The organism is Azospirillum soli, from assembly GCF_017876165.1.
In the GTDB taxonomy this organism is placed as follows: Bacteria; Pseudomonadota; Alphaproteobacteria; order Azospirillales; family Azospirillaceae; genus Azospirillum; species Azospirillum soli.
Genome location: NZ_JAGINQ010000007.1, coordinates 147,643 through 165,302, shown reverse-complemented (window position 1 = coordinate 165,302; position 17,660 = coordinate 147,643). Strand labels below are relative to the sequence as shown.

General features: G+C 68.8%; 19 protein-coding genes. 15 read left to right on the top strand and 4 right to left on the bottom strand.

Going from position 1 to position 17,660, the window contains the following annotated elements:
- Positions 1 to 253 precede the first annotated feature (253 nt).
- The 4 genes from sdhC to J2852_RS13475 are packed head-to-tail and all read left to right on the top strand — an operon-like array spanning position 254 to position 3,652.
- Positions 254 to 643 (top strand): succinate dehydrogenase, cytochrome b556 subunit, encoded by a 390-nt coding sequence (gene sdhC, locus J2852_RS13490; RefSeq protein WP_209876213.1) that lies wholly within the window; start codon positions 254 to 256, stop codon positions 641 to 643.
- 11 nt (positions 644 to 654) lie between these two features.
- The gene (sdhD, locus tag J2852_RS13485) at positions 655 to 1,056 is read left to right on the top strand and encodes a succinate dehydrogenase, hydrophobic membrane anchor protein (protein WP_209876211.1); all 402 of its coding nucleotides are present in this window, start codon (positions 655 to 657) and stop codon (positions 1,054 to 1,056) included.
- 6 nt (positions 1,057 to 1,062) lie between these two features.
- Positions 1,063 to 2,844 (top strand): succinate dehydrogenase flavoprotein subunit, encoded by a 1,782-nt coding sequence (gene sdhA, locus J2852_RS13480; RefSeq protein ID WP_209876208.1) that lies wholly within the window; start codon positions 1,063 to 1,065, stop codon positions 2,842 to 2,844.
- 31 nt (positions 2,845 to 2,875) lie between these two features.
- Positions 2,876 to 3,652, top strand: coding sequence for a succinate dehydrogenase iron-sulfur subunit (locus J2852_RS13475; protein WP_209876207.1), 777 nt, complete (start codon positions 2,876 to 2,878; stop codon positions 3,650 to 3,652).
- An 83-nt stretch (positions 3,653 to 3,735) separates the two neighbouring features.
- Here J2852_RS13475 and J2852_RS13470 read toward each other — a convergent pair whose 3' ends face one another.
- Entirely contained in the window at positions 3,736 to 3,945 is a 210-nt protein-coding gene (locus tag J2852_RS13470; protein ID WP_209876205.1) for a hypothetical protein, read from the bottom strand.
- A 152-nt stretch (positions 3,946 to 4,097) separates the two neighbouring features.
- On the opposite strand from J2852_RS13470, the gene J2852_RS13465 reads away from it, so the two are divergent.
- Positions 4,098 to 4,946: a branched-chain amino acid aminotransferase gene (locus J2852_RS13465; protein ID WP_209876485.1), complete on the top strand. Its 849-nt coding sequence runs from the start codon at positions 4,098 to 4,100 to the stop codon at positions 4,944 to 4,946.
- 128 nt (positions 4,947 to 5,074) lie between these two features.
- Positions 5,075 to 5,728, top strand: coding sequence for a hypothetical protein (locus J2852_RS13460; protein ID WP_209876204.1), 654 nt, complete (start codon positions 5,075 to 5,077; stop codon positions 5,726 to 5,728).
- 35 nt (positions 5,729 to 5,763) lie between these two features.
- Here the strand turns inward: J2852_RS13460 and J2852_RS13455 are convergent, their stop codons facing one another.
- Positions 5,764 to 6,123, bottom strand: a complete 360-nt coding sequence (locus tag J2852_RS13455; RefSeq protein ID WP_246499590.1) for a hypothetical protein — start codon at positions 6,121 to 6,123, stop codon at positions 5,764 to 5,766.
- 41 nt (positions 6,124 to 6,164) lie between these two features.
- Positions 6,165 to 6,797, bottom strand: a complete 633-nt coding sequence (locus tag J2852_RS13450; protein WP_209876203.1) for a LexA family transcriptional regulator — start codon at positions 6,795 to 6,797, stop codon at positions 6,165 to 6,167.
- A 195-nt stretch (positions 6,798 to 6,992) separates the two neighbouring features.
- Here J2852_RS13450 and J2852_RS13445 point away from each other — a divergent pair, with 195 nt between their 5' ends.
- The 6 genes from J2852_RS13445 to J2852_RS13420 all read left to right on the top strand — a co-directional run bounded on the left by J2852_RS13445 (position 6,993) and on the right by J2852_RS13420 (position 13,270).
- Complete coding sequence (locus J2852_RS13445) at positions 6,993 to 7,358, top strand: hypothetical protein (RefSeq protein ID WP_209876202.1); 366 nt, start codon at positions 6,993 to 6,995, stop codon at positions 7,356 to 7,358.
- Positions 7,355 to 8,212, top strand: coding sequence for a hypothetical protein (locus J2852_RS31535; RefSeq protein WP_246499588.1), 858 nt, complete (start codon positions 7,355 to 7,357; stop codon positions 8,210 to 8,212). Before J2852_RS13445 ends, J2852_RS31535 begins: the two co-directional genes overlap by 4 nt.
- On the top strand, positions 8,209 to 9,729 hold the full coding sequence (locus tag J2852_RS13435; protein WP_209876201.1) for a portal protein: 1,521 nt from the start codon (positions 8,209 to 8,211) through the stop codon (positions 9,727 to 9,729). Before J2852_RS31535 ends, J2852_RS13435 begins: the two co-directional genes overlap by 4 nt.
- Positions 9,722 to 9,988 (top strand): Bbp19 family protein, encoded by a 267-nt coding sequence (locus tag J2852_RS13430; RefSeq protein ID WP_209876200.1) that lies wholly within the window; start codon positions 9,722 to 9,724, stop codon positions 9,986 to 9,988. Before J2852_RS13435 ends, J2852_RS13430 begins: the two co-directional genes overlap by 8 nt.
- Before the next feature lie 24 nt (positions 9,989 to 10,012).
- Entirely contained in the window at positions 10,013 to 10,738 is a 726-nt protein-coding gene (locus tag J2852_RS13425) for a capsid assembly protein (RefSeq protein ID WP_209876199.1), read from the top strand.
- A gap of 225 nt (positions 10,739 to 10,963) precedes the next feature.
- The gene (locus tag J2852_RS13420; RefSeq protein ID WP_209876198.1) at positions 10,964 to 13,270 is read left to right on the top strand and encodes an EAL domain-containing protein; all 2,307 of its coding nucleotides are present in this window, start codon (positions 10,964 to 10,966) and stop codon (positions 13,268 to 13,270) included.
- Positions 13,271 to 13,326: 56 nt separating this feature from the next.
- Here J2852_RS13420 and J2852_RS13415 read toward each other — a convergent pair whose 3' ends face one another.
- On the bottom strand, positions 13,327 to 13,749 hold the full coding sequence (locus tag J2852_RS13415) for a PRC-barrel domain-containing protein (RefSeq protein ID WP_209876190.1): 423 nt from the start codon (positions 13,747 to 13,749) through the stop codon (positions 13,327 to 13,329).
- A 419-nt stretch (positions 13,750 to 14,168) separates the two neighbouring features.
- Here J2852_RS13415 and J2852_RS13410 point away from each other — a divergent pair, with 419 nt between their 5' ends.
- The 3 genes from J2852_RS13410 (at position 14,169) to J2852_RS13400 (ending at position 17,633) form a co-directional block, all read left to right on the top strand.
- Entirely contained in the window at positions 14,169 to 14,987 is an 819-nt protein-coding gene (locus J2852_RS13410; RefSeq protein WP_209876189.1) for a phage capsid protein, read from the top strand.
- Between the two features lie 151 nt (positions 14,988 to 15,138).
- Entirely contained in the window at positions 15,139 to 15,408 is a 270-nt protein-coding gene (locus J2852_RS13405; protein WP_209876188.1) for a hypothetical protein, read from the top strand.
- Positions 15,409 to 15,419: 11 nt separating this feature from the next.
- On the top strand, positions 15,420 to 17,633 hold the full coding sequence (locus J2852_RS13400) for a right-handed parallel beta-helix repeat-containing protein (protein WP_209876187.1): 2,214 nt from the start codon (positions 15,420 to 15,422) through the stop codon (positions 17,631 to 17,633).
- Positions 17,634 to 17,660: the final 27 nt, after the last annotated feature.

The following is a 17,660-nucleotide window of genomic DNA, read 5'->3' as shown; positions in this document are numbered from 1 at the left end:
GTTCCGGCGTTGACCGTAAAAACACCATGGCGCCTCTGGTAATACCAGATTTTGTAATCGCCCTTTGTTTTCAGCGACTTCCCGCAATGCGCCAAAATTCTCACGGCCCAGCCCCCGCCGTTGACTCGTGTGCGGGAGAAGCGTAATTCAATCCGCCAATCAAAGTAGGACCCGAACCTTCGGTCTCGCTCCACCCGCCGGCGCGGCAGCAGCCCTCCCTTGCCGAACCGGCCGCCGAACAGAGGACGACGCAATGGCAAACGGCAGCGGTCGGCCGCTCTCCCCGCACCTCCAGATCTATAAGTTCGAATGGACCATGGCGCTGTCCATCACGCACCGCATCACGGGCGTGGGGCTGGCCGTGGGCACGCTGCTGCTGACGTGGTGGCTGGTCGCCGCCGCCGCCGGGCCGGACGCCTTCGCGCGCGCGCAGAAGTTCATCGGTTCGGGCATCGGCCTGCTGCTGATGTTCGGCTGGACCTGGGCGCTGTTCTACCACCTCGCCAACGGCATCCGCCATCTGGTGTGGGACGCCGGCTATTCGTTCGAGCTGAAGAACGCCGAGAAGGGCGCCTACATCGTCGCCGGCGCCTCCCTGGGCCTGACGATCCTGGCCTGGATCGTCGGTCTGGCCGTGTGGTGAGGAGAGAGACCATGTCCGCCAACCTGTCCAACAAGTCCCTGCGCACGCCGCTGGCCGAGGTCCGTGGTCTCGGTTCCGCCAAGTACGGCACCGAGCATTGGTGGCACCAGCGCCTGTCGGCCATCGCGCTGATCCCGCTGACCGTCTGGTTCGTGTTCGGCGTGATCCGCCACTTGGGCGCCGACCACGCCGCCTTCACCGCCTGGCTGCAGTCGCCCTTCTCGGCCCTGATGATGGTTCTCACGATCGGCGTCACCTTCCACCACGCGGTGGGCGGTCTGCAGGTCGTCATCGAGGATTACGTCCACAATGAGTGGGCGAAGCTGGCGGCCATCATCGCCGTGAAGTTCCTGGGCTTCGCGCTGGCCGCTGCCGGCATCATTGCCGTCCTCAAGATTTCGTTCGGAGCCTGACGAGCCATGGCCGCCTACGATATTATCGATCACTCCTATGACGTCGTCGTCGTCGGTGCCGGTGGTGCGGGCCTGCGCGCCACCTTCGGCATGGCCGAGAAGGGCCTGAAGACGGCGTGCATCACCAAGGTCTTCCCGACCCGCTCGCACACCGTCGCGGCGCAGGGCGGCATCTCCGCCGCGCTGGGCAACATGAGCGAGGACGACTGGCGCTTCCACATGTACGACACCGTGAAGGGGTCGGACTGGCTGGGTGACCAGGACGCCATCGAGTACATGTGCCGCGAGGCAATCCCGGCGATCATCGAGCTGGAGCACTACGGCGTGCCCTTCTCGCGCACGCCGGAAGGCAAGATCTACCAGCGCGCCTTCGGCGGCATGACCGCGCATTACGGCAAGCAGCAGGCCTACCGCACCTGCGCGGCCGCCGACCGCACCGGCCACGCCATCCTGCACACGCTCTACCAGCAGTCGCTGAAGCACGAGGCGGAGTTCTTCGTCGAGTATTTCGCGCTCGACCTGATTATGGAAGACGGCGTGTGCAAGGGCGTCGTCGCCTGGAACCTGGACGACGGCACCATCCACCGCTTCCGCGGCCAGCTGGTCGTGCTGGCGACGGGCGGTTACGGCCGCGCCTACTTCTCCGCTACCTCGGCCCACACCTGCACGGGCGACGGCGGCGGCATGGTGCTGCGCGCTGGCCTGCCGCTGCAGGACATGGAGTTCGTGCAGTTCCACCCGACCGGCATCTACGGTTCCGGCTGCCTCATCACCGAGGGCGTGCGCGGCGAGGGCGGCTATCTGACCAACTCCAACGGTGAGCGCTTCATGGAGCGCTACGCCCCGTCGGCCAAGGACCTAGCGTCGCGCGACGTCGTGTCCCGCTCGATGACCATCGAGATCCGCGAGGGCCGTGGCGTTGGTCCGCAGAAGGACCACATCCATCTGCACCTGGAGCACCTGCCGGCCGAGATCATCCACCAGCGCCTGCCCGGCATCGCCGAGACGGCCAAGATCTTCGCGAACGTGGACGTCACCAAGGAGCCGATCCCGGTTCTGCCGACCGTGCACTACAACATGGGCGGCATCCCCACCAACTTCCGTTGCGAGGTCGTCAACCCGACCGCCGACAACCCGGACGCCGTGGTGCCCGGCCTGATGGCGATTGGCGAGGCGGCCTGCGTGTCGGTGCACGGTGCGAACCGTCTGGGCTCCAACTCGCTGCTCGACCTCGTGGTGTTCGGCCGTTCGGCCGCCATCCGCGCCGCCGAGATCGTCGAGAAGGGCAAGTCGGTGTCGGTGTCCGCCGCCGGTACGGACCTCGCGCTGGAACGCTTCGACCGCATCCGCAACGCCAAGGGCTCGATCAAGTCGGCCGACCTGCGTCTGGAAATGCAGAAGACCATGCAGAACAACTGCGCGGTGTTCCGCACCGGCGAGGTGCTGGAAGAGGGCGTCAAGCTCATCGACCAGACCTTCGCCAAGAAGGACGACGTCGCGATCACCGACCGGTCGCTGGTGTGGAACTCCGACCTCGTCGAGGCCATCGAGCTGGACAACCTGCTGTACCAGGCGGTCGCCACGCTCCACTCGGCCAAGAACCGGCCGGAAAGCCGCGGCGCGCATGCCCGCGAGGACTATCCGGACCGCGACGACGAGAACTGGATGAAGCACACCGTCATTTCGGTGTCGGACAAGGGTGAGACGAAGATCGGCTACCGTCCGGTCCATCTCTACACCCTGACCGACGAAGTGCAGGTGTTCCCGCCGAAGGCCCGCGTCTACTAAGGCGCAAGAGAGCAAGGCAAGGATACGAACCATGGTCGAATTCAACCTGCCCGCCAATTCCAAGGTCGGCGTCGGCAAGACCATCAACGCCGCCAACGGCGCCAAGCGGGCCAAGACCTTCAAGATCTACCGCTGGTCCCCGGAAGACGGCCAGAACCCGCGGGTCGACACCTACATCGTCGACCTCGACAAGTTCGGCCCGATGATCCTGGACGCGATCATCTACATTAAGAACAACATCGACTCGACCCTGACCTTCCGGCGCTCCTGCCGCGAGGGCATCTGCGGGTCCTGCGCGATGAACATCGACGGCACGAACACGCTGGCCTGCCTGAAGGCCATCGAGGACGTGAAGGGCGACGTGAAGATCTACCCGCTGCCGCACATGCCGGTGGTGAAGGATCTCGTCCCCGACCTGAAGCACATCTACGCCCAGCTGGCCTCGATCAAGCCGTGGCTGCAGACGCAGTCCCCGGCCCCGAGCCGCGAGCGCCTGCAGTCGCCGGAGGACCGCGCCAAGCTGGACGGCCTCTACGAGTGCATCCTGTGCTTCTGCTGCTCGACCTCCTGCCCCAGCTACTGGTGGAACGGCGACCGTTACCTCGGTCCGTCGATCCTCCTGCAGGCCTACCGCTGGATCGTCGACAGCCGCGACGAGATGACGGGCGAGCGCCTCGACAACCTCGAGGATCCGTTCCGTTTGTATCGCTGCCACACCATCATGAACTGCACCAAGGCGTGCCCGAAGGGTCTGAACCCCGCCAAGGCCATTGCCGAGATCAAGAAGCTGATGGTCGTGCGCCGCTGATACGCGGATCGCAAGGACAGCAAGAAACGGCGAGGCGCCCCACTGGGGCGCCTCGTTCGTTTTTGGGGCTGGTGTTTTGAAGGTTACGCGAAGTCCGGGTCGGTCGGCCGCGACGGCGCGATGTCGGAATCCGGAGTCGGCGGGATGCCGCGATCCTGCGGGCCGGGGGTGGGCAGGTCCGGGTTGTCGGTGGTGGGCGCCGGCGTCGGCAGATCCTCGTGCTGCGGCGGCTGCGGGCGGGGCGGGGCTGCGCGAAGCGGCTGCGGAGCGGGCGTCGGGGAAATCCAACCCATGGATCGAACCCTCCTCACTTTGTTTGCGGTGCGGAATATCAACCATCCACATGGCCCATCCGCGCCCGTTGACCGAGCGCGATGAGGGGGTATGCTTTTTGAGGGAGCAATCGACCCGATTGCGGCACACCGAAACGGAGAAGGTGATCATCATGGGGAACACGGCCGGTCAGGCGCTGAGCTACATCAATGGCGAATGGATCGCGGGCAACCCGCCGATCATCGGCCCGATGACGCACGCGATCTGGCTTTCCTCGGTCGTTTTCGATGGGGCGCGGGCCTTTCAGGGCGTCGCTCCCGACCTGGATCTGCACTGCGCGCGCGCCGTCCGGTCGGCGCAGGCCCTGGGGCTGGCGCCGATGCTGACCGCCGGCGAGATCGAGGAGCTGTGCTGGGACGGCATCCGCCGCTTCCCCAAGGACGCGGAGCTGTACATCAAGCCGATGTTCTACGCGGAGGAGGGCTTCGTCGCGCCCTCGCCGGAGACCACCCGGTTCGTGCTGACGCTGAACGAGGAACCGCTGCCGGGCATCGGCGGCTTCACCGCCTGCATCTCGACCCGCCGCCGGCCGGCCCCGGACATGGCGCCGACGCTGGCGAAGGCCGCGGCGCTGTACCCGAACGCCGGGCTGGCGCTGATTGAGGCGAAGGCGCGCGGCTTCGGCAACGCGATTATGCTGGACCCCATCGGCAACGTGGCGGAGTTCGCCACCTCCAACCTGTTCATCGCCAAGGACGGGGTGGTGCGCACGCCGGTCCCCAACGGCACCTTCCTGAACGGCATCACACGCCAGCGCGTGATCGCGCTGCTGCGCGACGATGGGGCCGTGGTGGAGGAATGCACGCTGAGCCCCCGCGACGTGCTGGAGGCGGACGAGGTCTTCTCCACCGGCAACTATTCGAAGGTCGTGCCGGTGACGAAGGTTGAAAACCGGGAGAAGGAAGCCGGACCCTTCTTCAAGCGGGCGCGTGCCCTGTATTGGGAATTCGCCTTCCGCTGAGATGGCCACTGAGGAGGTATGCGGCCCGGTATCGGGCTTGATGTGCGGCCCATCTGTGGGCATGATGATTCCGGATTGGCGGTGCCGGCGAAGGGCCGGTGCCGCCCTGAGGGGAAAGGACGAGGGTCATGCAGTTTCGCGAGCGGCGCCGGGTCATCCAGGTCATCCGGACCACCTACGACCCGGATTTGAAGCGGGGGCGGTCGGAGGTTGTCGGGAAGATTGACAAGGCGGCGCCCGCCGTGACCGACAAGCTGCAAAAGGCCTGCACGCCGGAAGAACTGTCGGAAATCGCCACCTACTTGGCCAACCGGCGGAACAGCCTGCGCAACGAGGCGGTGCGCGCCGGGGCGGAGACCCTGCCGGCGCAGATGCGCGCCGCCGCCGAGTATTTCCGCACCCATCGGGACGGCGAAGCGAAGATTTTCGCCACCGAGATCCGTTTGGCCTGGGACGAGCTGAAGGGCGCGCTGCGCAAGGCCGGCTTTTCCAAGAGCAAGGTGCTGAAGAAGGGCGGCGAGAAGGCCGCGCTGGTCGACGCGGAGACGGTGGGGGTGAACGAGGCGAAGCCCGCCGCTGCCCCGACCCCGAAGGCGGAGGTGGCTTCGAAGCCCGCTCCTGTGAAGAAGGCTGCGCCGGAGAAGAAGCCGGCGGTGAGAAAGGCTCCGGTGTCGAAGCGCACGGAGGCGGCGCCGGTCGCGCTGGCCGCGCAGTCGCCGGCTCCGGTGGTGACGGTCGATGCGGCGGCGATCAAGGCGGAGAAGCCGGCGTCGGGGGATTGAGGTTTGGGGTGGAGTGGTCGCGACGAGCCCCCACCCTAACCCTCCCCCACCTTGCGGCGGGGGAGGGGAGGCCCACCGCAGGAACAGGCGGCGTTGCGATGGTGCGCCAGGGTGGCCGACAGGCGGGACAGCCAGGGATCGGCCGGGGCACTGGAGGCGGGGAGGGTGGCGCGGCGGCGGGCGGTGCCGAGTCGCGCTTCGGCGGCCAAGCGAGAATGCAGGGCGAGACGGGCGGCGTGGGCCAGGGCCGCGCGGCGGGTTGCTCCACCCAGAATGGCGGTTTGCAAAGCCTCGGGCGGCAGTGGGCCGTCGTGGGAGCGGTGCAGGTCGTCGAGTTGGGTAATGGCCGAGCGATCCATGCGGAAGACGGTAGTCGCTTCCGCTGGATCAATCAAGGATAATTGTCCTAGGACAGGCTGCCCCTGCTGGGTTTGCCTTACTGGCTGGCCCAGACGATGCGGGCGATCCAGGCCACGTCGGTGCGCGGGATGCTGCGGTCGGGGTGGGCGCGGTTGATGGACAGCAGCTCGATCTTGGTCGCGGTTTCCCGAGCCAGTTGCTTGGCGAGAACCTCGCCGCCCTTGGTGCGCACCACGACGCGGTCGCCACGGCGGATCTGCGCGGCCGGCGAGACGATGATGGTGTCGCCGTCGCGGTAGACCGGGTCCATGCTGTCCCCGGAGATTTCAAGCGCGTAGGCGTGCGGGTCGCCGATGCTGGGGAACAGAAGCTCGTCCCAGCCGCTGCCGGCCGGGTAGCCGGCATCGTCGAAATAGCCGGCGCTGCCCGCCTGCGCGTAGCCGATGACCGGGACGCGCTGCACCGAACCGCCGGTGCCCGAATCGCCGATCAGGCTGACGAATTCCGATAGGGAGGCGTTCGTGGCCTCAAGGACCTTGGACACGCTCTCCGTCGAAGGCCAGCGCAGCTTGCCGTCCCCGGTGGTCCGCTTGCTTTTGTTGAACGTCGTCGGATCCAGCCCGGCGCGCCGCGCGAGTCCGGAGGCCGACAGCCCGTTCTGGGCCGCTAGGCGGTCGATGGCCCGCCAGATATCCGCGTGTTTTAGCATGGGACGATAATCTCATAAACGCCGCGCCCCGTCCCTAGGAAGCTTTTCATATTTTCCTTGACGGAGGAATATAATCAGAACATAACGCGAACAGATGTTCGCCGTGCCCGTGCATCGCCACCGCCGCAGGGCGGGAAAGGCGAAGGATGGCCGGCCGGCGAACCCTCGCGTGCATAAGCTTCCGGGAGACCCAGCATGGCCTGTCACCGCAATTACTCCATGGTCCTCGCCGACGCCGACGGGGTGCCTTTCGGCAGCGCCGAGGAGGCGTGGTTCTGGTCGGTCCAGGCGCAGGAGGCCAAGGCGGCCGGCGCGCGGGTGCAGGCGGGGCGGGGGCTGGTGCAGCGCCCGTGCGAACCCGGCGACGTGCTGCGCGCCGTGGACCGGCTGTACCGCCGCCGGCTGCTGGTGCGCGATCACCTGCATGTGCTGGTCCATTACGGCCGCCGCCTGCTGCCGCCGGACCCGGAGCGCCACCGCGAGCAGCGCGCCCACATCCTGTGGCGCGAGGCGTTCGACCGCATCAACCCCGTGCTGCGCGAAAAGGGCATCGTGCAATGAGCCGGATGCCCGCCGTTTCACCCGAGACCCCGCGCGCCTGGGTGGTGTTCCGGGGCGACGCGGAGCTGTGGTGGCTGCGGCTGCTGAAGCCCGGCTTTCGGCACTGCCTGGCGCTGCTGAACGATGGGCGGCGCTGGGTGATGGTCGATCCGCTGGCGACCTTCATGGACGTGGCGGTGCTCGACGTGGCGCCGGGCTGGGACCTGCCGGGTTGGTTCCGCGGGCAGGGGATGGAAGTGGTCGCGGCGCCGGTGCGCCGTGGCCTGACCCGCCCGGCGCCCTGGGGACCCTTCACCTGCGTCGAGGCGGTCAAGCGCGTGCTCGGCCTGCACGCTCCCTTCGTGGTGACGCCCTGGCAGCTGTACCGCCGCCTGACCCTTTCCCCATTCCGACAAGCCCCGATTCGAGAAGAAAGACCCGCCCATGGCCAATCTGTTTCAGACGCCGCGGCCGTCGTCGCCGCCACCTCCACCCCCGCCGCCGCTTCCTCCGCCGCCTCCGGTGGTAGCGCTGCCTCCACCTCCTCCCCCACCGCCACCGCCCCCATCGCCTCCTCCGCCACCTCCTCCGCCACCGCCCCCGCCGCCTCCACTTCCACCGCAGTACGACCCGCCGTGGTGGGTGACCTACCAGCCTCCACCTCCTCCTCCGCCGCCACCTCCCCCGCCGCCGGCCCCACCGACACCCACGAACCCGGCGCCGGAGGAGCAGGATCCCGCGAAGGTGGCCGAGACGGCCATGCAGCGGCGCACGCGCAGCCGCGCGGGTACGGTGCAGACCTCCTGGCGCGGGGTGCTGGACACCAACGCGGCGGCGCCAACGCGCAAGCGCCTGCTCGGGGAATGACGCGATGAGCGAGAAAGACAAATCCGTTGGGAAAGCGCTGTCGGAACCGACGGCTCTGCTGGAACGCTACCGCGTGGCGCGGGAGCGCCGGTCGGTCTGGGAAAGCCACTGGCAGGAATGCTACGACCACGCCCTGCCCAACGCCCGGCCGTTCCATGGCACCGGGACTCCGGGGGAGCGGCGCGTGGACCGGCTGTTCGACGGCACGGCACCCGATGCCGTGGAGCAGTTGGCGGCGAGCCTGCTGTCCCAGCTGACCCCGCCCTGGTCGCGCTGGTTCGGGCTTCAGCCAGGGCCGACCCTGTCGGATGCCGAGCGGGACCGGGTCGCCCCGATGCTCGACCGCGCGGCCGGCATCGTGCAGGCGCATTTCGACCGGTCGAACTTCGCGGTCGAGATCCATCAGGCCTTCCTCGATCTGGTGACTGTGGGCACCGCCTGCCTGCTGATGGAGGAGGCACCGCCGGGGGCCGCGTCCAGCCTGCGCTTCACCGCCGTGCCGCTGGCCGAGGCGGTGCTGGAGGAAGGGGCGGACGGGCGCCTGGACGGCACCTTCCGGCGCAGCGAGGCGACGCTCGCCCAGATCGAACGGCGCTTTCCCGGCGCCGAGATCCCCGAGGAGGTGCGGCGGCGCGGCAGGGACGAACCGGACAGCCGTTTCCCGGTGGTCGAGGCCGTGCTGCCGGACGGTGCCGCCTACCGCTGGGCGGTGGTGCTGGACAGCGGGCTGGCCGAGCCGAGCCGGCTGGCGGAGGGGCGCTTCGCGCAATCGCCTTTCGTCAATTTCCGCTGGCTGAAGGCGCCGGGAGAGGTCTATGGGCGCTCCCCGGTCATGAAGGCGCTGCCCGACATCAAGACCGCCAACAAGGTCGTCGAGCTGGTGCTGAAAAACGCGTCGGTCGCGGTGACCGGCATCTGGCAGGCCGACGACGACGGGGTGCTGAACCCGGCGACGATCCGGTTGGTGCCGGGGACGATCATCCCCAAAGCGGTCGGGTCGGCCGGGCTGACGCCGCTCGCCAATCCGGGGCGGTTCGACGTGTCGCAGCTGGTGCTGGACGACCTGCGGGCGCGCATCCGCCACGCGCTGCTGGCCGACCGGCTGGCGCCCCTGGACCAGCCGCGCATGACCGCGACCGAGGTGCTGGAGCGCTCCACCGAAATGGCCCGGCTGCTGGGCGCCACCTACGGGCGCTTGCAGGCGGAGTTGCTGACCCCGCTGGTGCTGCGGGCTGTCGGCATTCTGCGGCGACGCGGCGAAATCCCGGACATTACGGTGGACGGGCGGCTGGTCGAACTCCAGCACCGCTCGCCATTGGCCCAGGCGCAGGCACAGCGCGACGTTCAGGCGACGCTGCGCTGGCTGGAGACGGCCCAGCAGCTGGGGCCGGAGGCGCTGGCCACCGTGGACGCGGCGGCGACCGCGCGCTGGCTGGGCGAAGCCTTCGGCGTGCCCGCCAAGCTGGTGCGGGCGGAAGCACCGCCGCAGCCGGCCATGCCCCTGGGGGAGGCCGGTCATGGCTGAGCCCGCCGGTTGGGACTGGCTCGACGGCGTTGCGCCCGCGTCGAAGGAGGATGGTCCGGCGCCGAGCGACCCGGCATTGAGCTTTGGCCGCTGCTTCGCCGGGGCGGACGGGGCGCGGGTGCTGGGCGTGCTGAAGGCGATGACGCTGGAACGCACGCTCGCCCCCGACGCGCCCGAGCCGGCGCTGCGCCACCTGGAAGGCCAGCGCGCGCTGGTCGCCCTCATCCTCGCCCTGGTCGCGCGCGGCCAGGCGAACTGAATTTCATACCGAATGGAGACCCTGATGGCCGAAAATCTGCTGACTTCCTCTTTTCCGGGTCCGGACGGCCTGCCGCCGGTGCCCGAGAAGTTCCGCGATCCGGAGACGGGCGCGGTGCGCGTGGACGCCCTGCTGAAGTCCTATCTGGAGCTGGAGCGCAAGCTGTCCGCCCCCGCTTCCGTCCCTCCTTCCGCACAGGAGCCGGCGGACCGTCCGAGCCTGCTGAAGGCGCTGGGCGTGCCGGACGGTCCGGACGGCTACTGCATCGCCTGCGACCACGGCATGTTCCAGCCCGACCCGGACATCAACAGCCGCCTGCACGGCGCCGGCTTCACGCCGGATCAGGCGCAGCTGGTCTACGACCTCGCCGCCGAGCGGCTGGTGCCGCTGATCCAGGAGCTGGCCGCGGAGTTCCAGGCCGAGCGCGAGGTCGAACGGCTGGTCGCCCATTTCGGTGGCGAGGAACGCTGGCGGGAAGTGTCGCGCCAGCTGCTCGCCTGGGCCGGCAAGAACCTGCCCCCGGCGGCGGTGGAGGGGCTGTCCACGACCTATGAAGGCATCATGGCGCTCCACCGGATGATGACGGGCAACGAGCCCGCCGCCCTGTCCCTGCCGGCCGGCCGCGCGCCCGGCGGCGGCGAGGCGGAGTTGCAGACGTTGATGCGCGACCCGCGCTACTGGCGCGACCGCGACCCGTCGGTGGTCGCCCGCGTGACCGAAGGGTTCCAGCGCCTCTATCCTGGGCAATGATGGCGTGACGAAAGCCCCGGAACGGCGTCTGTTCCGGGGCTCTTCCGGCTTGGGGTCAAAATGTCGCAGGCCGTGCGGGAAAGCGCGAACAAGACGTAAGCTGAACCAATTGGGCGTTGCGCATTTGAAATAAAAAGGCGACGCTCCGTTTCCGATTGATAACCGGCCTTGCGTGACGCGGGGCCGGCTCGGGAGTGTCACTCAAGCGCCCATGATTCCACGCCGATGACCTTGCGCCGCAAGATCCGCTGGCTGACCTGGATCGGCCTGATCGGCTGCCTGATGGCGGCGATCCCGGCGCTGTACCTGCTGCGGCACGGGCTGATCACGGAGCGCGAGCGGCTGACCATGGCGCTGGTCCAGTCGGCGCACGCCATGCTGGGCGAGATGAACGCCGCCATCGACGCCGGGGCGCTGACGCGCGACGACGCGCAGTCGCAGGCGCGGCTGGCCTTGCGGGCCCTGGGGCGCGATCCTTTCCACGTCAGCGTCTTTACCGACGGGCAGGTTCCGGCGGGCTGGCCGGAGCCGTCGCACACCATCCGCAGCATGGCGATGTTCGAGCCCTGGGGCTGGGCCGTCGCCGCCGCCAGCGACACCGACGATCTGGACCGGGAATTCGCGATGGAGGCGCTGGCCTTCTCATTGTTCATCGCGGTTCTGCTGGTGCTGAGCTGGCCCCTGTCGATCTTCCTGTCGGAGCATGTGCTGGGTCCCATCGAGACGCTGTCCGCGCGCATGGAGCAGCTGACCCACGGCAACACCGACATCGACATTCCCGGCCGGGAGCGCAGCGACGAGTTCGGCGCCATGGCCCGCGCCATGGAGTATTTCCGCCGCGCGGCCGGCGCGCTGATCGAGCGGGACGAGCGGCTGTTCGGCATCATGAACAACGTCGGCGAGGCCATCGTGCTGGTCGGCGAGAACGGGCTGGTCGAGGAGCACAACCCGGCCGCCGTGGCGCTGTTCGGGGTGGCGGGCTCCGACCTGCCGGGGCGGCGCTTCACCGAGCTGTTCGCCGAATCCGACCGCGAGCGGGTCGAGCAGCTTCTGGGCGACCAGCATGACGACGCCGGCCGGACCGAACGGGCAGAGGCGCTGGGCATCGACCGCGCCGATGGGCGGGTGGAGGCGTCGTTGAGCGTGTCGTGCCTGGACGTGCACGGGCAGCGCAGCTACGTCTGCGCGCTCGCCGACATGACGCAGCGGCTGCGGCACGAGCGGGAGCTGCTGCGGCTGGCCACCCGCGACCGGCTGACCGGGTTGCCCAACCGGGCACTGGTCGAGTCGCTGCTTCAGTCCGCGATCGAGCGGGCGCGCCGCCACGCCCGGCACTTCGCCGTTCTGTGCATGGATCTGTCGCGTTTCAAGCTGATCACCGACACGTTGGGCCACCGCGCGGGCGACCTGCTGTTGCAGGAGGTGGCGGCGCGGGTCACCGCGACGGTGCGGGCCAGCGACACGGTGGGCCGCATCGGCACCGACGACTTCGCGGTCATCCTGGAGGAGGTCAACGACGCCGAGGAGGCGGCGATGATCGCCCAGCGCGTCCTGGCCGCCTTCGAGGAGCCGATCCTGCTGATGGGGACCGAACATTACGTCCGCCCCAGCATCGGCATCGCGGTCTTCCCCAAACACGCCGACGACGCGCACGAGCTGATCCGCGCCGCCGACACGGCGCTGTACGCGGCCAAGCGGATGGGCGGCAAGCGCTACGCCTTCTTCCGCAAGGAGCTGGCCGACCAGGCGCACCGCCATCTGGCGCTCGACCGCGACCTGCGCTCCGCCCTGGTCGGGCGGCAGTTCCGGCTGCACTACCAGCCGAAGGTGTCGCTGGTCGATTTCGCGCTGGAAGGGTTCGAGGCGCTTCTGCGCTGGGATAAGCCGGGGCACGGCATGATCCCCCCCGGCGAGTTCATCCCGGTGGCCGAGGACACGGGCTTCATCGTGCCGCTCGGCGACTGGGTGCTGGACGAGGCCTGCCGGCAGATGCGGGAGTGGCTGGACGCCGGCATGGAGCCGGTGCCGGTCGCCGTGAACATCTCGCCCCGCCATCTGCGCCACCGCTCGGCTGAGGATTTCCGCCGCATCATCGACCGGCACGGGCTGCCGCCCGAACTGGTCGAACTGGAAATCACCGAGGGTGCGGTGATGCAGGACATGGATCACGCGCTGTCGGTGCTAGCCGCGCTGAAGGCCATGGGCATCCGCGTGGCGGTGGACGATTTCGGCACCGGCCATTCGTCGCTGAGCTATTTGAAGAAGCTGCCGATCACGACACTGAAGATCGACCGCTCCTTCGTCAACGGCGTGCCGTCCGAGCGCGAGGACAACGGCATCGTGTCCACCATCATCGCCATGGCCGACATGCTGGGCCTGGACGTGGTGGCGGAGGGGGTCGAAAAGCCGGAGCAGGCCAATTTCCTGCGCCATCACAACTGCACGCTGGTGCAGGGCTGGCTGACCGGCCGCCCGGTCCCGGCGGAGCAGGCGACCGACCTGCTGGCGAAGCGCATCAAGCAGTTGGCGTGACATGCGGAAATCCCCTTCCCGGAGGGGAAGGGGATTTCCCCGGTTTCCCGAGGCGCTTACTGCACGGCGCCCTTGACGTCCTCGTACTTGCCCTGCTGCCACTTCTCCAGCTTGTTCAGCTGGCTCTTGCTCATGTCCAGGGTCAGCCGGTCGCCCTTCATGTGGAACTTGTCGAGCGGCAGGACGACGTCCTTGTTGCTGATGTCGGCGACGTGATCGACGTCGAGCACGGCGTAGGTCCGGTTGCCCTTACGGACGACGCCCTCGATCTCCGCCATGTCCTTGCCGTCGCGGCCATAGACGTTCTTGCCCTTCAGATCGCTGGCGTTCATGCGCGCCAGGGCCGGGTCGATGTGCTCGTTGGTAGCGGCGACCTGGGGCGAGGCCTTGGTGGCCGTCTTCGACACGTTGTCGGCGGCGAAGGTTGGAGCGCTGATCAGAAGCGCGGCAACGCCGCAGGTGGTCATCAGCATTTTCATGGTACGAACTCCCGAAAAGAGCCGTGGTGTATCGCCATCAACAGCTTGCATAGCGGACTATTCCGCGTCCCAGGCCGCATAGCCCCTTTGCGAAGGGAAATGCCGTTTTTAAAGGAAAATAATCTTGACAATGTTGGCGTAAAGTCCTAAATACCGTCTTGTCAACGCCCGACGTGTGTCTCCCCTCCGGCGGGCGCTGGCAACTCCCGAACTCCCCTCACGCCTGTCCTGAAAAGGGCTGGCCGGACAACCGAAACGCTCGCCGGTGTAACGCCGACGGGTGTCGAGGCCCGGCCAGCCCTTTTCTTTTTCGCGCTTCGCCCGCGGCCGGGCGCGCCGTTCCGCGCGCCTGACAACCGGGTGGCGGAATGCTCCCCGCCGGACGGGATCCCGCAAGAACGCGAAAGGAATTCTCTCACATGGCCACGACGGTCGCGCAGGCTTTCGTCAAGCAGTTCGAACGCGAAGTGCACGAAGCCTACCAGCGCATGGGCTCCAAGCTGCGCAACACGGTGCGCACCAAGAACAACGTCCAGGGCGCCTCCACCATCTTCCAGAAGGTCGGCAAGGGCACGGCCTCCACCAAGGCGCGCCACGGCGCGGTCCCGGTCATGAACCTGGACCACACGCCGGTCGAATGCGCGCTGTACGACTTCTACGCCGGCGACTGGGTGGACCGGCTGGACGAGCTGAAAACCAACATCGACGAGCGCCAGATCATCGCCAACGCCGGCGCCTACGCGCTGGGCCGCAAGACGGACGAGCTGCTGATCGCGGAGCTGAACAAGTCCACCAACTTCGCCGGTACCGACGCCGACGGCCTGACCAAGGCCAAGGTGCTGGAGGCGTTCGAACTGCTGGGCGAGGCCGACGTGCCGGACGACGGCCAGCGCTACGCCGTGGTCGGCTGGAAGCAGTGGAGCCAGCTGCTGGGCATCGAGGAGTTCGCCAGCACCGATTACGTCGGCGCGGACGAGCTGCCCTGGCGCGGCACCCAGGCCAAGCGCTGGCTGGGCACGCTGTGGATCCCGCATTCGGGGCTGAAGGCCACCGGCGGCGTGCGGCTGTGCCACTGGTACCACAAGACGGCGGTCGGCCACGCGGCCGGCGCCGACGTGAAGACCGATATCAGCTGGCATGGCGACCGCGCCGCGCACTTCGTCAACAACATGATGAGTCAGGGCGCCTGCCTCATCGATGCCACGGGTGTCGTCACGCTGCGCTGCCTTGAGACCTGATGCCTTGAGGCGCTGCATCGCAGCGTGACCGACGGTGGGGCGCCTCCGTCCAAATCCCTGTGCCGTGCCGGCCGTTCCATCCCTCCGGCCCTGGCGCGCGGGGGCGCCCCCGATCATCGACACGACACCCATTTTCACGGAGTTCCGTCCCATGGCTTACGCCTCGAAGGACCTGAGCGTGCTCGCCTACGCGAACGGCTTCACGCTCTGGCACTATACCACCACCGACCTTGCCGGCGAGGTGGACACCACCGGCTATTTCAACGGCGCGTCGGACCTGCTGCGCGTCGGCGACATGATCCTGGCCAACACCGACACGGACGGCACCGCCGCCGGTGGCGTGTTCGTGGTCGCCTCCAACGCCGCGGGCGTGGTGGACGTGACCAACATCGCGCCCTTCGGCGCGGCCAACACCGACTGAGGATCCGTCCCATGAGCGTGCTCACGACGGACAGCCGCGTCGCCCATGCCGCCGATGGCGTGGCGAAGGCGTTCGCGTATCGCTTCAGGGTGCTGGAGGCCGGCGACCTGAAGGTGGCCTTGCGCGACGCCGGCACGGGCGCCGAGACGCCGCAGACGCTGAACACCCATTACACGGTAACCGGCGTGGGCGCGCCCATGGGCGGCACGGTGGTGTTTCCGGCACCGCCGCCGATGGGGAAGCTGGTGGTCGTCGCCCGCGCCATGCCGGCCGGCGACCATGGCTACCCGGACCAACCGGCGGAAGCGGCCTTCGACCGGCTGACCCTGCTGGCCCAGCAGATTCAGGATCAGGCCAACCGCGCCGTGCGCTTTCCGGAGGGCGACAGCCCGTCGCTGTCCGCCCAGCTGCCGGCCAGTTCGGCGCGCGCCGGCAAGGCGCTGGCCTTCGACGGCTACGGCAACGTCACGCTGGTCTCTTTGGCCTCGCCGACCTTCGATTCCGGTATGGTGGAGTGGGCGGAGGTGCACAACACCCCGACCACGCTCGCCGGCTACGGCATCGCCGACGGCGCGCCGCTGAACCATGTCGGGGCGGGGGGCGGGGCGCACGCGCTGGCCTCGGCCAAGGGCGCCGGCTTTATGGCGGCGGCGGACAAGGCGAAGCTGGACGGCATTCCGGCCGGCGGCGGGCCGCATGTTTCCGTGAAGGCGTTCGGCGCGATCGGCAACGGGGCGGCCAACGACTTTGCCGCCATTCAGGCCGCGCTGTCCTCGGTCGCGGGCGGCGGTACGATTTTCTTTCCGGACGGCGTCTACCAGATCGGCGCCGCCCTGTCGGTGCCGGCCGGCGTCACGCTGCTGGGCGCCGGCGGACGGGCGGTGATCCGCCCCGCCGCGGCGCTGGAATCGCTGCTGCGCGTCACCGGCGACGGGGTGCGGCTGATCGGGCTGGGCTTCGCCAATGTGACCGGGCGGGCGCCGCGCGCGGTCCGGCTGGGCGACACGGGATCCCCGCCGGGGCGTCCGGCGACGGCGCGCGACGTGCGCATCCGGGACTGCCGGTTCCAGGACTTTGGACAGGCCATCGTCGTCTGGGATGTGGAGGACGTGTCAGTCGACGGCTGCTTCTTCACGGGCTGCGGAACGGCTTTCCGGGCGCTGGATAACGGGTCGGGAACGCGCTTCGTCGGCAACCTGATCCGGGGCGGGGCTCCCGGCATCGCCTTCGAGCGGTCGGTGGACGGCGGGCAGGCGGCGGAGGGCGTGGTGATCGCCCACAACCGCATCGAGGCCGGTGGCGGTGCGGGTGTGCTGGTGAAAGGCGGACATGGCTTCGTCATCGCCGCCAATGCCATCACCGAGGTCGGCGGTTGGGCCGTCGAGCTGGACGGTTCGGCCTGCGCGGTTGCCTCGATGCGGGTTGCCGACAACTGGATCGTCGGTGGGGGGGCCGGCGGCGGATCGGGCGGTGTCCTGCTGAGGGGCGACTGCCGGGGGGCGCGAGTCACCGGCAACAGCGTCGCCGGCTTCGCCGGGCACGGCCTGTCGGCGGTGGGGGCCGGCGTGGTCGATGCGCGCATCCTTCACAACGTCTTCGACCGCATCGCCACGGCCGACATCGACCTGGACGGCGCGCTGCGCACGGTGGTCAGCGGCAACGAGTGCCGGGCCAACGGCGGCGTGGCGGCGCGACCGCTGGTCGAGCGCGGCGACGCCACCCGCTCCATCGTGACGCACAACAGTTTCGGCGGGGCGGGGCCGCTGCGCTCGGCCGGCAGCCTGTACGCCGACAATTTCGGCGACGACTGGGGAGACGGCCCCGTCGGCGGGGTCGGGCGCGTGCGCGGGTGCCGGCTGTCGTTCGGCGGCAACCAGCCGGTCGAGCCGGGCGCCGACGTTCGGCTGGCCTGGACCGCCGTCGAGTGGGACAGCGACGGCGGACTCGACCCCACGCGGCCGGAAAGGATCCGCGTGCCCGCCTGGGCGCGGCTGGCCCGCGTCACGGCGCGTCTGGAGTTCCAGGGCGGCGGTGTGGTCGGCGGGCGGATCCTCCGCTGCAACGCCGAGGGCGAGAGCCCGGTCGGGGTGACGGTGTCGCGGGCGATGCCGTGGATTCCCGTCGCGCCCGGCGACTGGTTCGAGATCGGCGTGCGGAACGACGGGGAGGTGGCGCTGGAACTCGCCGGCTCCGGCGTCGGCTGGGTGCAGGTCGAGTTCGCCTGATCGTTCGCGTTTTCCCCATTCTGAAAG

Coding starts and splice junctions, on each gene's coding strand:
- sdhC (WP_209876213.1), top strand. CDS start 254: ATGGCAAACGGCAGCGGTCGGCCGCTCTCCCCGCACCTCCAGATCTAT.
- sdhD (WP_209876211.1), top strand. CDS start 655: ATGTCCGCCAACCTGTCCAACAAGTCCCTGCGCACGCCGCTGGCCGAG.
- sdhA (WP_209876208.1), top strand. CDS start 1,063: ATGGCCGCCTACGATATTATCGATCACTCCTATGACGTCGTCGTCGTC.
- J2852_RS13475 (WP_209876207.1), top strand. CDS start 2,876: ATGGTCGAATTCAACCTGCCCGCCAATTCCAAGGTCGGCGTCGGCAAG.
- J2852_RS13470 (WP_209876205.1), bottom strand. CDS start 3,945: ATGGGTTGGATTTCCCCGACGCCCGCTCCGCAGCCGCTTCGCGCAGCC.
- J2852_RS13465 (WP_209876485.1), top strand. CDS start 4,098: ATGGGGAACACGGCCGGTCAGGCGCTGAGCTACATCAATGGCGAATGG.
- J2852_RS13460 (WP_209876204.1), top strand. CDS start 5,075: ATGCAGTTTCGCGAGCGGCGCCGGGTCATCCAGGTCATCCGGACCACC.
- J2852_RS13450 (WP_209876203.1), bottom strand. CDS start 6,797: ATGCTAAAACACGCGGATATCTGGCGGGCCATCGACCGCCTAGCGGCC.
- J2852_RS13445 (WP_209876202.1), top strand. CDS start 6,993: ATGGCCTGTCACCGCAATTACTCCATGGTCCTCGCCGACGCCGACGGG.
- J2852_RS31535 (WP_246499588.1), top strand. CDS start 7,355: ATGAGCCGGATGCCCGCCGTTTCACCCGAGACCCCGCGCGCCTGGGTG.
- J2852_RS13435 (WP_209876201.1), top strand. CDS start 8,209: ATGAGCGAGAAAGACAAATCCGTTGGGAAAGCGCTGTCGGAACCGACG.
- J2852_RS13430 (WP_209876200.1), top strand. CDS start 9,722: ATGGCTGAGCCCGCCGGTTGGGACTGGCTCGACGGCGTTGCGCCCGCG.
- J2852_RS13425 (WP_209876199.1), top strand. CDS start 10,013: ATGGCCGAAAATCTGCTGACTTCCTCTTTTCCGGGTCCGGACGGCCTG.
- J2852_RS13420 (WP_209876198.1), top strand. CDS start 10,964: ATGACCTTGCGCCGCAAGATCCGCTGGCTGACCTGGATCGGCCTGATC.
- J2852_RS13415 (WP_209876190.1), bottom strand. CDS start 13,749: ATGAAAATGCTGATGACCACCTGCGGCGTTGCCGCGCTTCTGATCAGC.
- J2852_RS13410 (WP_209876189.1), top strand. CDS start 14,169: ATGGCCACGACGGTCGCGCAGGCTTTCGTCAAGCAGTTCGAACGCGAA.
- J2852_RS13405 (WP_209876188.1), top strand. CDS start 15,139: ATGGCTTACGCCTCGAAGGACCTGAGCGTGCTCGCCTACGCGAACGGC.
- J2852_RS13400 (WP_209876187.1), top strand. CDS start 15,420: ATGAGCGTGCTCACGACGGACAGCCGCGTCGCCCATGCCGCCGATGGC.